The organism is Pseudomonas sp. B111 (assembly GCF_026428275.1).
GTDB classification, from domain to species: Bacteria; Pseudomonadota; Gammaproteobacteria; order Pseudomonadales; family Pseudomonadaceae; genus Pseudomonas; species Pseudomonas aeruginosa.
Window position 1 is genome coordinate 3,702,313 of record NZ_CP097857.1, and the last position, 14,575, is coordinate 3,716,887.

Below are 14,575 nucleotides of genomic sequence, written 5' to 3' on the forward strand. Positions count from 1 at the left end.
GCGGCGCAATCAGGGCTGGGCGCCCTTCAGCGCCTCGAGGATCTTGCGCCCGGCGCGACCGTCGGCCGGGGTCAGGCCGAGGCGCTTCTGCTCGGCCTGGATCGCCTTGCGCGTGCTGGTGCCGATCAGCCCGTCGGCCTCGCCGATGTCGTAGCCGCGCGCCAGCAACGCCTTCTGCAATTGCTTGCGCTCGAGCCGGCTGATGCCCGGGTCGTCGGTCGGCCAGGACGCCACCAGGCCGCTGCCGCCGCGCAGGCGGTCGGAAAGCAGGGCGATGGCCAGCGCGTAGCTTTCCGCGGCGTTGTAGGAATAGATCGCATCGTAGTTGCGATAGACCAGGAAGGCCGGGCCCTGGGCCCCGGTCGGCAGGAGGATCGCGGCCTTCTCGTCGCCGCCCGGCAGCGGCTGGCCGTCGGCCCGCTTCACCCCACGGGCGACCCAGGCCGACAGCGGCTGGCGCTTGCCGCGCCCGGCCAGGCTGGCGGGGAAGTCGGCCGGCACCTTCACTTCATAGCCCCACGGCTGTCCCGTGCGCCAGCCAGCCTTCTTCAGGTAGTTGGCGGTGGAACCGAGGGCATCCGGCACGCTGCCTACCAGGTCGCGACGACCGTCGCCGTCGAAGTCCACGGCGATCCGCGCGTAGGTCGATGGCATGAACTGGGTATGGCCGAAGGCCCCGGCCCAGGAGCCGGTGATGCCGGCGTCGCGGATGTCGCCGGCCTGCAACAGCTTCAGGGTGGCGAGGAACTCGCCCTGGAAGAACGACTGGCGGCGCCCGTAGCAGGACAGGGTCGACAGCGAGGTCAGCAGCGGACGCTTGCCGAAGATCCGCCCGTAGTCGCTTTCCACGCCCCACACTGCCACCACCGTGTACTTGTCCACGCCGTAGCGCGCGGCCACCTGGTCGAGCAGCTTGTCGTGCTGGGCGAGCATCGCCTTGCCATCGCTGACCCGCTGCTCGTCCACCAGGCCGGCCAGGTAGTCCCACAGCGGGGTGGTGAACTCCGGCTGCGCGTCGAGCAGGTCGAGCACGCTGAGGTCGGCCTGCAGGCCGCTGGTGAAGCGCTCATAACTGTCGGCGGAAATGCCCTGCGCCTGGGCCTTCTTCTGCAGGCCGGCGAGGCAGGAAGGGAAGCTCGAGGCGTCGGGTTGCGCCAGGGCCAGGGCGGGTAGCAGGGCCAGCGAGGAGAGAAGAAGGCTGCGCATGGGGTTTCCTTGTACGGTGAACGGTCATCCATGGCACCGGCGGGCTTCCCCCGGCGCCGAAGGCCTGGTGGCCTGTACGGTTGACTCGGTGATCGGCGTTCGACTGGTCGAGTCAGCCACACGGGCCACTAGCCTACCGTCCCGCCGGGTGCGGCGCCATCTCCGCCCTGAAAGGCGGGTGAAACCTTGCTCGGGCAGACTGGCGACGGAATACGCATGCCGGGTGTCTCGCGGCCGATCCGCCGCGTCACATCCGTGCCCGAACGCGCTGCGCCACCCGCGCGTCCGTTTTCCGGGCACTGGCCGGGCGTTCGCCTGTCCAAGCAGTGTTCCCCGCCTCCGTCCACAAGCCGGAGCCGGCCCCGACGGTCCCAGACCACCGCAGGAAAGCCGGGCGGCCGCCACCCGCCACCGCCCCGGGCTTTCCACCCTCACTACACGTTTCGGAGTACAACCTTGATCCACTGGTTGAGCGACCCGACGTTCTGGACAGCCCTGCTGCAGATCGTCGCCATTGATATCCTCCTGGGCGGCGACAATGCCGTAGTCATCGCCCTCGCCTGCCGGCACCTGCCGGCGCACCGGCGCAAGCAGGCGATCTTCGGCGGCGTCGCCGGCGCCATCCTGATCCGCATCCTGCTGCTGTTCTTCGCCCTGCACCTGCTCGACCTGCCCTACCTCAAGGTGATCGGCGCGCTCCTGCTGCTGTGGATCGGCATCAAGCTGCTGCTGCCGGAGGAGGAGGACGGCGACGACATCAAGGGCAGCACCCACCTGCTCGGCGCGATCAAGACCATCATCATCGCCGACGCGGTGATGAGCCTGGACAACGTCATCGCCCTGTCCGCCGCCTCGGCCGGGGATTTCTTCCTGGTCTCCCTGGGCGTGCTGATCAGCATCCCGATCATCGTCTGGGGCAGCCAACTGATCCTGCGCCTGATCGACCGCTTCCCGCTGATCATCCTCTTCGGCGGCGGCCTGCTCGGCTGGATCGCCGGCGGCATGCTGCTCACCGACAGCGCGCTGAAACCCTGGCTGGCGCCCTACGCACAATGGGATTCCTACCTGCACTACGGTGCGGCGGCCTTCGGCGCGCTGTTCGTGATCCTCCTCGGCAGCCTCCTGGCGCGCCGCCAGTTGAAGCAGCGGCATGCCGCGCCGACGGCCGCCGCCGAAAGCGAAGGCCGCTAAGAGCAACGGGGCGCCCAGGGGCGCCCCGTCCTCTTTCTCCGTCTCAGATATTGGTGCTCGCCGGAATCCGGCTCGGCAACAGGTACTCGTAGGGCTTGCGGCGCGCCTGGTTGCGCGTGCGAATGGTCGCCTCGACCTCCTTCAGGCGTGCCTGGAAGCGCTCCAGCGGGCCGCCGCTGGCGGTCACCCGCCTGTCCGAGAACACCGGCGCATAGGGGAACCCGGTCTGCCGGTAGTCGCCGAGGCGACCGTGGTAGACCGAACCGAGCAGGTGATAGATGTTCACCTTCTCCAGCGCCACCAGGGTCGGCGGCATCATCTTCAACCAGTCGGCCTCGCTCTTGCCGCTCGGCGAGTCCGGAGCCGGCGCCGCGCTCATGGCGCAGATCGCTGGCGCGTAGGTCATCATCGAAGGCTGGGGAAAATTGACCGCCGCATGCTGCGCGGAGGCGGTGAAGATCACCATGGTCAGCACCTCGACCAGTTGGCTGCGACCGGTGATCGGGCGGAACCCGGCCACCTTGCCGCTGCCGATCACTTCGCCGACCCAGGCCGCCAGTTCGACGTCAGCGGTGACGTCGCCGTCGCTGGCGTAGTACACCGCCACGTAGTCGGCCGCCCACTGGCGGATCGCATTCCACACCAGCAGGCCGTCGTCGCGGTAGGGGTAGTCCGGTAACGCGGCCGGGTCGTCGACGTTCCGCGCCTTCAGGCTCTCCGGCAACATGCCGCGGTAGAAGTCGAAACCCAGCCGGTTGCCGCCGGCGGTGGCCTGGGTGTCCTGGATCGGCGCGGCGAACATCACGTCGATGAAGCCCGCGCTGGGCAACAGGATCCGCGCCGCCCCCTCGTTGATGAACAGGGTGCCCTCGAAGTGCGGGGCGAGCAGGACGTGCAGCGGATGGCTGGGCGCCAGGGTGCGCTGGGTGGCCAGGCAGAACGCCTCGCTCACCAGGTGGGTCTGGGCCAGGTGGACGAACATCTCGTGGTAGTTCTCCTCGGCGACCTGGACCACCGTCTTGGCCATCTGCCAACCCCAGTACAGATCACTCTCCGACTCCGCGGGACGCACGAACATCGGATGGGTAGCGGGGTCCTGGCCGCACTGGATGGCCACCGGCAACAGCCTCGCCCGATCCTTGCCAAGGGCGAACAGGGCGATCGGCGCATAGGCGAAGCCCGTCCCGGTGAGCAGTTTGTCCACCGCTCCCGACGGCGCCAGCTTGCCCAGCTCGGCGTAGTCCAGCAGGTACAGGCGGCGGCTGGCGGCGGCCTCCAGCAAGCTGTCGTCGGCGCCCATCACCCGGCGGAACTGCTCTTCGCCCAGCGGAAAGTTGGCCGGCAGCGCATCGACGCGGCGGATCAGCAGCGGATTAGGCCCGGCCACCCGCCAGTAGGCGAACGCTTCGTCGTCACGGAAGCTGTCGGCGACCTCCGGCAGGCGCAGGGTGCCGAACACCGCGCGGAAGCGATTCAGGCCGTCGCCCTGTCCACCCTGGGTAACCAGGTTGCTGGCGCTCTTGAGGATGTCGTCGACCAGCAGGCCGACCCGCGTCAGCAAGGCGATCACCCGCGTCTGCAATTCCGTGAAGCGCAGCAGCAGGCTGCCGGCCGCGGCCGGATCGTTCTTCGCCTCCTCCAGCAACGCCTCGTGGACCTGGCGCGCCGCTTCCAGATCGCCGCTGAGCCCGGCGGCGATCCGCTCGAACTGCGCGGCGGCCGACGCCGGCAACGAGGCGACGAAATTGACGATCAGCTCGACGATCACCCCGGCGGTCTTCAACAGCCAGTCGACATTCGGCAACTCGCCCAGCGGCACCGAGCGGGCCATCGGCACGCCTTTGACATTGGCGAAGTTCTCGGTCCAGACATATACCAGTTTCTTGCTGGTCAATACCGCACGCCGCGCCAACTTTCCGGCCAGGTTGTCATATTGCGGCAAACTCGGCGGAATCAGGTTGTCCAGCAAACTTCGCGAGGCATCGATAGATCGCTGTTGTTCCGCCCCGAGGTATTTCAAGGGCGAAAAGAATATCGAGTCATTGGCCAGTGCGGTTCCACTCAGGGCGACACCCGACAAGAGCACACTCCTGCGTTTCATATCATCGACTCCATCAATGCATTAACCAGGAACGACTCGATGCCTGAGCATCGAATCGCTCTTTCAACAGGTTGCGATCAGCTGTAAAGCCCTTCGCCGCTTTCCTTGTTGTAATGCAACGGAACATTGTGGTTGTCGGTCCCGCCGAGAATCTTGCCGACGGTGATCGCCGCCACCGAAGGCACCTGGAAGGCCAGCAGGTCGACCAGCTCGTGGGTACGGTTGAGGCCGATGGCGCTGGCCGCGTTGCCGATGCTGGAGAACAGCGGCGAGTTCAGGAAGGAGTTGGCCGCGTAGACGCCATTGATGATGGCATCGCCCAGGAAAGTCCCGGCGCCAGAAACTTGTTCGATTTCACCCACACTTAGAACCGCCAGGGCATTCACCTGATTTTTCATGTCTGAATCTCCACGTATTCAAATGATCGAAACGAATGGTTCTCGCTGAAAACAGCAAAGAAACCTGTACGTCCGAACTTCTTCGGAACGTGGAGAAAGCAATAGCGAGAGGAAAAATCGGCAATAAGCTGACGCTTCGCACAGTTGACAGGAAAAGCCTGAAACAATAGTTATCCACAATAATTATTGACGGCAAACTTTTGACTTGCAAAGAACTACGCCGGACAACGGCGATAGCCGATTTCATCCCGCCAGGCCTCGACCCATCGTGCAAACCCGGCAGGGCGTTGCGCAGAACGTGGCATTTATTCGGGGCGATCCGCCAAGGCGATTTCATGCACTGAAGTACCAGAATCAGCGGATCGTGAGACCTATTTCCCCTTGGAACGATACGGATATTTTTTCCCGCGCCCGGTTTCCTCTCTTCCGCGCCTGCCAGATCTGGCAGTTGCAAAATGCCACGGACGCGCAGTCCGCGGCGCAGACGCCTCGACCGCTCATTGATGGCTAACGCGCAGCTCGCTGAACGTCGCCCGCCCGCCCTCGCTGGACGGCCCGCGGTTGTCCTGCAGGTAGAGTCCGGCCTTGAAATAGAGGCCCTGGTAGGCCCACTGCGGGTCCAGTTGCTGCTCCAGGGCGCTGCCATTCACCGACACGCTGAGCAATCCGCTGCGAGACACGCCGATGCGGTAGCTGAACGACTGGCCGAGAGGAATCCCGTCCATCAGCGTGTAGGCCCTGGTCCCGCCATCGTCCGGTCGCTCGCGGACCAGCGCCTGGACCCGCCCCTGGTCGAGCCGCAACTGGTAGAGCAGCTTCACCAGCGGCGCGGCCTGGCCGCTATTGCTGCCATCGCTGTGGATCTGGCCGATGATCATGCGCCGGGTCGAGGGCACCGCCTCGATGCGCAGGGTCGCCTCCAGCCAGTTGTCGGCCCTGGCGTAACGCCAGTTGTAGGGCCTGCCGCTGGACAGGGTCTCGCGCAACTCGCTGCGCGGGAACTCGCTGTTGCGCGTGTGGCTGCCGTTGACCGGCACCCAGAAGCGAATGCCGTCGGCGGTGCGCTGGAAATAGTCGCTGCGGTAGTCGCGCTGCAATTGGCTGGTGGAGATGGTGATGGCCGGGCGGCCCTGGGGAATGGTCAGGTTCCAGGTACTCAGGTCAGGCATCCAGACGGTGTCCTAGCGAGGGAAAGGGACTCGCCCATAGGGTAGATGAGCGGCGCACGCTTTGCCTGGCCGAATGGCCCGCGTTTGAGCGGCGCAAGGCCGGCACCGAGGGTTTTCCCCGCGTCCCGCGCACAAGCGTCTATCTTGATCGGGGACCCTTTCACGGAGAGATGCCATGCGCCTGTTCTGCGCCCTGCTGCTCATCGCCTGCGCCGCCAGCGCCCAGGCCGCTATCCAGACCCGCGAGATGCCTTACCGGAGCGCAGACGGCACGCGCATGGTCGGCTATTTCGCCTACGACGACAGCAAGCCGGGAATCCGCCCCGGGGTCATCGTGGTCCACGAATGGTGGGGGCTCAACGACTACGCCAAGCGCCGCGCCCGCGACCTCGCCGAACTCGGCTACAGCGCCCTGGCCATCGACATGTACGGCGAAGGCAAGCACACCGAGCACCCGCAGGACGCGATGGCCTTCATGCAGGCCGCGACCCGGGATGCCGACGCCGCCAAGGCGCGCTTCCTCGCCGGCCTGGAACTGCTGAAGCGGCAACCGCAGACCGATCCCAGCCAGATCGCCGCGATCGGCTACTGCTTCGGCGGCAAGATCGTCCTCGACATGGCCCGCCAGGGCCTGCCGCTGGCCGGCGTGGCGAGCTTCCACGGCGCCCTCGGCACCGCCACCCCGGCCAGCAAGGGCAGCGTCAAGGCGAAGATCCTGGTGGAGCACGGCAGCGCCGACAGCCTGGTCCCGGCCAAGGACCTCGACGCCCTGAAACAGGAACTGAGCGCCGCCGGCGCCGACTACCGGGTGGTGATCCAGGACGGCGCCAAACACGGCTTCACCAACCCCGACGCCGACGCGCACAAGGACCACGGCCTGGACATCGGCTACGACCGCCAGGCCGACCGACGCTCCTGGGCAGACCTGCAGGCGTTCCTCAAGGACATCTTCGGGCAGGGTTGAACCCTGCGCCGACGCATAAAAAAACGGGAGTCCCCGGAGGGACTCCCGTCTTGAAAGGTCGAGACAGGACAGTATCCCGTCATCAACAAACAACCTCACCTGCATTCCACTGGAATGCGCGGCGCAGTCTGTCAAAACCGGGCCTTGCGGTCCGTTTTCCTTTGTTGCGCTTTTGCAATCTTGTGTAAGCGTCGCGTGACTGGTGGGCCACGTCGGGAACCGGCACAATGCGCGCCATGAACGACCGTCTCCCCTCCTTCTGCACCCCGCTGGACGACCGCTGGCCGCTGCCCGTCGCGCTGCCCGGCGTGCAACTGCGCAGCACCCGCTTCGACCCGGCGCTGCTGCAACCCGGCGACTTCGCCCTGGCCGGCATCCAGCCGCCGGCGAACATCCTCCGCGCGGTGGCCAAGCGCCAGGCCGAGTTCCTCGCCGGGCGCCTCTGCGCACGCGCCGCCCTGTTCGCCCTCGATGGCCGCGCCCAGACCCCGGCCGTCGGCGAGGACCGCGCACCGGTCTGGCCGGCCGCGATCAGCGGCTCGATCACCCATGGCGACCGCTGGGCCGCCGCCCTGGTGGCGGCGCGCGGCGACTGGCGCGGGCTCGGCTTGGACGTGGAGACCCTGCTCGAAGCCGAGCGGGCGCGCTACCTGCATGGCGAGATCCTCACCGAAGGCGAGCGCCTGCGCTTCGCCGACGACCTGGAGCGACGCACCGGCCTGCTGGTGACCCTGGCGTTCTCGCTGAAGGAAAGCCTGTTCAAGGCGCTCTATCCGCTGGTGGGCAAGCGCTTCTACTTCGAACATGCGGAACTGCTGGAATGGCGCGCCGACGGCCAGGCCCGGTTGCGCCTGCTCACCGACCTGTCGCCGGAGTGGCGCCACGGCAGCGAGCTGGATGCCCAGTTCGCCGTGCTCGACGAACGCCTGCTCAGCCTGGTGGCGGTCGGCGCCTGATCAGGCGTTCCCCGGCGTGCGCCGCGACGGCCGCAGCGCGCGGCCTTCCGCCAGGCGCTCGACGGCGCGGGCGGCGGCGACCATGCCGAAGGTGGCGGTGACCATCATCACTGCACCGAAGCCGCCGGCGCAGTCCAGCTTCACCCCTTCGCCGACGAAACTCTTCGACTGGCACACCGTGCCGTCCGGCTTCGGGTAGCGCAGCTGCTCGCTGGAGAACACGCAGGGCACGCTGTAGGTGCGCCCCGGCGTGCGCGAGAAGTTGTAGTCGCGGCGCAGGGTGGAACGCACCTTGGCCGCCAACGGGTCGTTGAAGGTCTTGTTCAGGTCGGCGACCTGGATCTGCGTCGGGTCGACCTGGCCACCGGCGCCGCCGGTGGTGATCACCGGGATCTTGCGCCGCTTGCACCAGGCGATCAGCGCGGCCTTGGCGGCCACGCTGTCGATGCAGTCGATCAGGTAGTCGAAGTCGACGATGTACTCGGCCATGGTCTCGCGGGTGACGAAATCGGCCACCGCGTGGACCCGGCAGGCCGGGTTGATGGCCCGGATGCGCGCCGCCATCACCTCGACCTTGGCCTTGCCCACCGAGCCTTCGATGGCATGCACCTGGCGGTTGGTGTTGGTCACGCAGACATCGTCGAGGTCGAACAGGGAAATCTCGCCGACGCCGCTGCGGGCCAGCGCTTCCGCCGCCCAGGAACCGACCCCGCCGATGCCGACCACCGCGACGTGGCTATCGGCCAGGCGTTGCAGCCCCTCGCGACCGTACAACCGGCCGATACCGCCGAAGCGCTGTTCATCCACCTGCATCACCAACCACCTCTGAAACCGAATCGCGGATTGCCGCGCGCATTATAAAAAGCCGCGGCCGCCGCGTCGCCTGCGTTCTTACGGCTCGTCGCGCAGGCCGGACTAGACTTGCAACAGACCCGCCGGCCCGGCGCCTGTACACCCCGGGGGGTGCGGGGTAGCATCCGCCGCCCCGTGTTCAGCGAAACATCCGGAACCTGGTTTCATCTCTATGTCTTCACGCAAGATCGGGCTCAACCTGGTGGTCATCGTCGCCCTGGCCGCCCTCTTCACCGGTATCTGGGCCCTGTACAACCGTCCGGTCAGCGTACCGGACTGGCCGGAACGCATCTCCGGCTTCTCCTTCTCGCCGTTCCGCCTCAACCAGAATCCGCAGAGCGGCCGCTACCCCAGCGCCGAACAGATGCGCGCCGACCTGGAACTGGTCGCCCGGCACACCCACAGCATCCGCACCTATTCGGTCCAGGGCGCGCTCGGCGACATCCCGGCGCTGGCCGAGGCGTTCGGCCTGCGCGTCAGCCTGGGCATCTGGCTCGGCCCGGACCTGGCCGGCAACGAGGCCGAGATCGCCCGCGCCATCCGCATCGCCAACGAGTCGCCGAGCGTGGTGCGGGTGATAGTCGGCAACGAGGCGCTGTTCCGCCGCGAGGTGACGGCGGAACAGTTGATCGCCTACCTCGACCGGGTCCGCGCGGCGGTCAAGGTTCCGGTGACCACCGCCGAACAGTGGCACGTCTACCGCGAACACCCGGAACTGGCGCAACACGTCGACCTGATCGCCGCCCACGTCCTGCCCTACTGGGAGGCCACGCCGGTGGCCGACGCGGTGGACTTCGTGCTCGAACGCGCGCGCGAACTCAAGGCCGCCTTCCCGAGGAAGCCGCTGCTGCTCGCTGAGGTCGGCTGGCCGAGCAACGGGCGCATGCGCGGCAGCGCCGAGGCGACACCCGCGGACCAGGCCATCTACCTGCGGCGCCTGACCAACGCGCTCAACGGCGAAGGCTACAGCTACTTCGTCATCGAAGCCTTCGACCAGCCCTGGAAGGTCAGCGCCGAAGGCTCGGTGGGCGCCTACTGGGGCGTCTACAACGCCGACCGCAAGGCCAAGTTCAACTTCACCGGGCCGGTGGTGCCGATTCCCAAGTGGCGCGCCCTGGCCATCGCCTCGGCGGTACTCGCGGTACTCGCCTTCACCCTGCTGCTGATCGACAGTTCCTCGCTGCGCCAGCGCGGGAGGACCTTCCTCGCCGTGGTCTCGTTCGCCTGCGCCTCGGTGCTGGTGTGGATCGCCTACGACTACAGCCAGCAGTACAGCACCTGGTTCAGCCTGACCGTCGGCGCGTTGCTGGGCGTCGGCGCGCTGGGGGTGGTCATCGTGCTGTTCACCGAGGCCCACGAGCTGGCCGAGGCGGTCTGGACGCGCAAGCGGCGCCGGCCATTCCTGCCGATCACCGCCGCGCAGGCCTATCGGCCCAAGGTGTCGATCCACGTGCCCTGCTACAACGAGCCGCCGGAACTGCTGAAACAGACCCTCGACGCCCTCGCCCGCCTCGACTACCCGGACTACGAAGTCCTGGTGATCGACAACAACACTCGCGACCCGGCCGTCTGGCAGCCCGTCGAGGCGCACTGCGCGCGCCTGGGCGAGCGCTTCCGCTTCTTCCACGTCGCCCCGCTGGAAGGCTTCAAGGCCGGCGCGCTGAACTTCGCCCTGGGCCACGTGGCGGCGGACGTCGAGGTGGTCGCGGTGATCGACGCCGACTACTGCGTCGACCCCGACTGGCTCAGGCACATGGTGCCGCACTTCGGCGACCCGCGGATCGCCGTGGTGCAGTCGCCGCAGGACTACCGCGACCAGCACGAGAGCGCCTTCAAGCGGCTCTGCTACGCCGAGTACAAGGGCTTCTTCCACATCGGCATGGTCACCCGCAACGACCGCGACGCGATCATCGAGCACGGCACCATGACCATGATCCGGCGCAGCGTGCTGGACGAGCTGAGATGGCCGGAATGGTGCATCACCGAAGACGCCGAGCTGGGCCTGCGGGTGTTCGAGAAGGGCCTGTCGGCCGCCTACTTCGAGCGCAGCTACGGCAAGGGGGTGATGCCCGATACCTTCATCGACTTCAAGAAGCAGCGCTTCCGCTGGGCCTACGGCGCGATCCAGATCATGAAGCGGCATACCGACGCCCTGCTGCGCGGCCGCGGTCCCGACGGCAGCCGCCTGACCCGCGGCCAGCGCTACCACTTCGTGGCCGGCTGGCTGCCGTGGATCGCCGACGGCCTGAACATCTTCTTCACCCTCGGCGCGCTGCTCTGGTCGGCGGCGATGATCATCGTGCCCAAGCGCGTCGACCCGCCGCTGCTGATCTTCGCGATCCTGCCGCTGGCCCTGTTCGCCTTCAAGGTCGGCAAGATCCTCTTCCTCTACCGGCGCACCGTCGGCGTCGACCTGCGTGACTCGTTCTTCGCCGCCCTCGCCGGCCTGTCGCTCTCGCACACCATCGCCAAGGCGGTGCTGTACGGCTTCGTCACCCGCGGCATCCCGTTCTTCCGCACGCCGAAGATGCGCTCCAGCCACGGCCTGCTGGTGGCCCTGGCGGAGGCCCGCGAGGAAGTCTTCGTGATGCTCCTGCTGTGGGGCGCGGCGGCCGGCATCGTGGCGGTTCAGGGCGTGCCGAGCCGCGACCTGCTGATCTGGGTCGCCATGCTCCTGGTGCAATCGCTGCCCTACCTGGCGGCGCTGGTCATGGCCCTGCTCTCGTCGCTGCCGAAACCGCGCGAGGAACTGGCCGGCGGCGCCGAGCAGATCGGCGGTTGAGGTCGGGCGAGGCGTCGGGACGGCCGGCCCCGCTCGCCTAAACGGCGTCCCTTCGCCCACGTTTATGCTTTAAGATTCCCCCTTTCCGCTCGACCCGCTCAGGATGCCCTCCCCATGACCGCCTCTTCGCCGAGTCTCTCGCCGACCCTCGAACTCGCCTGCGAGTTGATCCGCCGCCCCTCCGTCACGCCCCTCGACGCCGACTGCCAGGCCCTGATGATGCGCCGCCTGGAAGCCGCCGGCTTCGCCCTGGAGCCGATGCGCATCGAGGAGGTGGACAACTTCTGGGCACGGCGCGGCGGCGACGGCCCGGTGCTGTGCTTCGCCGGGCACACCGACGTGGTCCCCACCGGCCCGCTGCAGGCCTGGCAGCACCAACCCTTCGACGCCCTGATCGACGACCAGGGCATGCTCTGCGGGCGCGGCGCGGCGGACATGAAAGGCAGCCTGGCGTCGATGATCGTCGCCGTCGAGCGCTTCGTCGCCGACCACCCGGAGCACAAGGGCGCCATCGCCTTCCTCATCACCAGCGACGAGGAAGGCCCGGCCCACCACGGCACCAAGGCGGTGGTCGAACGCCTCGCCGCACGCGGCGAGCGCCTGGACTGGTGCATCGTCGGCGAACCGTCGAGCACCAGCCTGGTCGGCGACGTGGTGAAGAACGGCCGCCGCGGCTCCCTTGGCGCCAAGCTGACCATCCGCGGCGTACAGGGCCATGTGGCCTACCCGCACCTGGCGAAGAACCCGATCCACCTGGCCGCCCCGGCGCTGGCCGAACTGGCGGCGGAACACTGGGACGACGGCAATGCCTTCTTCCCGCCGACCAGCTTCCAGGTTTCCAACCTGAACTCCGGCACCGGCGCCACCAACGTCATCCCCGGTGAACTGACCGCGCTGTTCAACTTCCGCTTCTCCACCGAATCCACCGTCGAAGGCCTGCAGAAACGCGTCGAGGCGATCCTCGACAAGCACGGCCTGGACTGGCACGTCGAATGGGCGCTGTCCGGCCTGCCGTTCCTCACCGAGCCGGGTGAACTGCTCGATGCGGTGGCCGCCAGCATCAGGGCGGTCACCGGCCGCGAGACCCAGCCCTCGACCAGCGGCGGCACCTCCGACGGACGCTTCATCGCCACCATGGGCACCCAGGTGGTCGAACTCGGCCCGGTCAACGCCACCATCCACCAGGTCAACGAGCGGGTCCTGGCCAGCGACCTGGAGCTGCTCACCGAAATCTACTACCAGACCCTGGTGAGGCTGCTCGCCTGATGCTGATCTGCCCGCTCTGCTCCGCCGCCCTGGGCGAGGTCGACAACGGCGTCGCCTGCCCCGCCGGGCACCGCTTCGACCGCGCCCGCCAGGGCTACCTGAACCTGCTGCCGGTGCAGCACAAGAAAAGCCTCGATCCGGGCGACAACGCCGCCATGGTCGAGGCCCGTCGCCAGTTCCTCGGCGCCGGCCACTACGCGCCGCTGGCCCGGCGCCTGGCCGAACTGGCCGTCGAACGCGCGCCGCGACGCTGGCTGGATATCGGCTGCGGCGAGGGCTACTACAGCGCCCGGCTCGGCGAAGCCCTGGCCGGCGCCGAGGGCTACGCCCTGGATATCTCCCGCGAGGCGGTGAAACGCGCCTGCCGCCGCGCGCCGCAGTTGTCCTGGCTGGTGGCGAGCATGGCCCGGCTGCCGCTAGCCGACGCCAGTTGCGAGCTGATCGCCAGCGTGTTCAGCCCGATCGACTGGAACGAAGCCGTGCGCGTCCTCGCCCCCGGCGGCGGCGTACTGCGCCTGGGCCCGGCCAGCGCGCACCTGCTGGAACTGCGCCAGCGGCTCTATGACGACGTGCGCGACTACGCCGACGACAAGCACCTCGCCGGCCTGCCCGCGCAACTGAGCCTGCGCCACACCGAGACCCTCGAGTTCCGCCTGGCGCTGGACAGCTACGACGCGCGGGAAAACCTCCTGGCCATGACCCCGCACGGCTGGCGGGTCAACCCCGAGCGCCGCGCGCGAATCCTGGCCGAACCCTTCGAAGTCAGCGTGGCGGTGCGCTACGATTGGCTGCAACGCGACTGACCGTCCCCGAGGACCCCATGCGCCAACCGGATATCGAGATCTACCTGAAAGACGCCGAGCACGCGGCCGTCGCCGCCTGGCTGGAACAGGCTCTGGGGCCCTGCGGCCCATGGCAGGAGCACGGCCAGACCCTCAAGTGCACCGCCCGCGGCGAGCACGGTGCGGTGCGCGTCACCTGGCTGCCGAAGGCGGTGGGCAAGTGGCACAGCCTGTTCTTGGAGAGCGACAGCACGCCCTGGGACGACGACCTCGCCTGCGCCAGGGCCGCGCATGCCGCGCTCGGCGTGGAGATCCGCTGCGCGCCGGGCGGCTGGGAGGAAAACCAGGGCGAAGAGGACGCCGACCGCTGGCTGCGGGTCGACGCCGGGGGCGTCGAGGAAATTACCTGGCGCACCGCCTGAACGACGAAAACCCCGCGCTGCGAGGGGCCGCCCAACGGGGGCCTGGCGGGGTGGATGCGCTGGATGACAAAAGCCCGTCTCGCGACGGGCTTTTGCTTGCGGGAATCAGACCTTGGAGACGTCTTCCGCTTGCAGGCCTTTCTGGCCCTGGATCACCGAGAATTCCACTTTCTGGCCTTCCACCAGGGAGCGGTGACCCTCGCCGCGGATGGCGCGGTAGTGAACGAACACGTCCGGACCGCTATCGCGTTGAATGAATCCATAACCTTTGGCGTCATTGAACCACTTGACGGTTCCGACCTCACGATCAGCCATTACCACACTCTCCAACTTGCAATTTTTTATAAGTGGCCTTCCCAATCCGGGAAGACTTCGACGGTTCGGCTGCGCAACGCTGTTCTTGTTATCCGACCCCGGCAAAATGCCGTTGGAGCGGGCATTTCGAATGGCGTTCCACTAGCCACCGCGTCCCGGAGTATAAACAAA

The 14,575-nt window shown here is 67.5% G+C and carries 13 protein-coding genes; 7 read left to right on the forward strand and 6 right to left on the reverse strand.

The annotated features are described in order from the left end of the window. Nucleotides 1-9 precede the first annotated feature (9 nt). A complete protein-coding gene (locus M6E97_RS17160; protein ID WP_003133821.1) occupies nucleotides 10-1,206 on the reverse strand; it encodes a lytic murein transglycosylase in 1,197 nt (398 codons plus the stop codon). A gap of 456 nt (nucleotides 1,207-1,662) precedes the next feature. Here M6E97_RS17160 and M6E97_RS17165 point away from each other — a divergent pair, with 456 nt between their 5' ends. After that, on the forward strand, nucleotides 1,663-2,397 hold the full coding sequence (locus M6E97_RS17165) for a TerC family protein (protein ID WP_003086563.1): 735 nt from the start codon (nucleotides 1,663-1,665) through the stop codon (nucleotides 2,395-2,397). A 43-nt stretch (nucleotides 2,398-2,440) separates the two neighbouring features. On the opposite strand, the gene M6E97_RS17170 is transcribed toward M6E97_RS17165, so the two are convergent. The 3 genes from M6E97_RS17170 to M6E97_RS17180 all read right to left on the reverse strand — a co-directional run bounded on the left by M6E97_RS17170 (nucleotide 2,441) and on the right by M6E97_RS17180 (nucleotide 6,065). Next, complete coding sequence (locus tag M6E97_RS17170; RefSeq protein WP_023436288.1) at nucleotides 2,441-4,498, reverse strand: lipoxygenase family protein; 2,058 nt, start codon at nucleotides 4,496-4,498, stop codon at nucleotides 2,441-2,443. 77 nt (nucleotides 4,499-4,575) lie between these two features. Beyond that, on the reverse strand, nucleotides 4,576-4,896 hold the full coding sequence (locus M6E97_RS17175) for a hypothetical protein (protein ID WP_003082401.1): 321 nt from the start codon (nucleotides 4,894-4,896) through the stop codon (nucleotides 4,576-4,578). A gap of 497 nt (nucleotides 4,897-5,393) precedes the next feature. Beyond that, nucleotides 5,394-6,065, reverse strand: coding sequence for a polysaccharide lyase family 7 protein (locus M6E97_RS17180; RefSeq protein WP_003082396.1), 672 nt, complete (start codon nucleotides 6,063-6,065; stop codon nucleotides 5,394-5,396). A gap of 175 nt (nucleotides 6,066-6,240) precedes the next feature. Here M6E97_RS17180 and M6E97_RS17185 point away from each other — a divergent pair, with 175 nt between their 5' ends. Continuing rightward, nucleotides 6,241-7,029, forward strand: coding sequence for a dienelactone hydrolase family protein (locus tag M6E97_RS17185; protein ID WP_034005184.1), 789 nt, complete (start codon nucleotides 6,241-6,243; stop codon nucleotides 7,027-7,029). Nucleotides 7,030-7,256: 227 nt separating this feature from the next. Next, the gene (locus tag M6E97_RS17190) at nucleotides 7,257-7,985 is read left to right on the forward strand and encodes a 4'-phosphopantetheinyl transferase family protein (protein WP_003082383.1); all 729 of its coding nucleotides are present in this window, start codon (nucleotides 7,257-7,259) and stop codon (nucleotides 7,983-7,985) included. Here M6E97_RS17190 and tcdA read toward each other — a convergent pair whose 3' ends face one another. Next, entirely contained in the window at nucleotides 7,986-8,798 is an 813-nt protein-coding gene (gene tcdA, locus M6E97_RS17195; RefSeq protein ID WP_003086553.1) for a tRNA cyclic N6-threonylcarbamoyladenosine(37) synthase TcdA, read from the reverse strand. Nucleotides 8,799-9,009: 211 nt separating this feature from the next. Here tcdA and ndvB point away from each other — a divergent pair, with 211 nt between their 5' ends. The 4 genes from ndvB to M6E97_RS17215 all read left to right on the forward strand — a co-directional run bounded on the left by ndvB (nucleotide 9,010) and on the right by M6E97_RS17215 (nucleotide 14,089). Further along, entirely contained in the window at nucleotides 9,010-11,619 is a 2,610-nt protein-coding gene (ndvB, locus tag M6E97_RS17200) for a glycosyltransferase NdvB (RefSeq protein WP_003140539.1), read from the forward strand. A 114-nt stretch (nucleotides 11,620-11,733) separates the two neighbouring features. Beyond that, nucleotides 11,734-12,885, forward strand: a complete 1,152-nt coding sequence (dapE, locus tag M6E97_RS17205; protein WP_003082377.1) for a succinyl-diaminopimelate desuccinylase — start codon at nucleotides 11,734-11,736, stop codon at nucleotides 12,883-12,885. After that, nucleotides 12,885-13,688 (forward strand): putative RNA methyltransferase, encoded by an 804-nt coding sequence (locus M6E97_RS17210; protein WP_003140543.1) that lies wholly within the window; start codon nucleotides 12,885-12,887, stop codon nucleotides 13,686-13,688. The genes dapE and M6E97_RS17210 overlap by 1 nt, the downstream gene beginning before the upstream one ends. Before the next feature lie 17 nt (nucleotides 13,689-13,705). After that, nucleotides 13,706-14,089, forward strand: coding sequence for a hypothetical protein (locus tag M6E97_RS17215; RefSeq protein ID WP_003082373.1), 384 nt, complete (start codon nucleotides 13,706-13,708; stop codon nucleotides 14,087-14,089). A gap of 105 nt (nucleotides 14,090-14,194) precedes the next feature. Here M6E97_RS17215 and M6E97_RS17220 read toward each other — a convergent pair whose 3' ends face one another. Beyond that, nucleotides 14,195-14,404, reverse strand: a complete 210-nt coding sequence (locus M6E97_RS17220) for a cold-shock protein (RefSeq protein WP_003082372.1) — start codon at nucleotides 14,402-14,404, stop codon at nucleotides 14,195-14,197. Nucleotides 14,405-14,575: the final 171 nt, after the last annotated feature.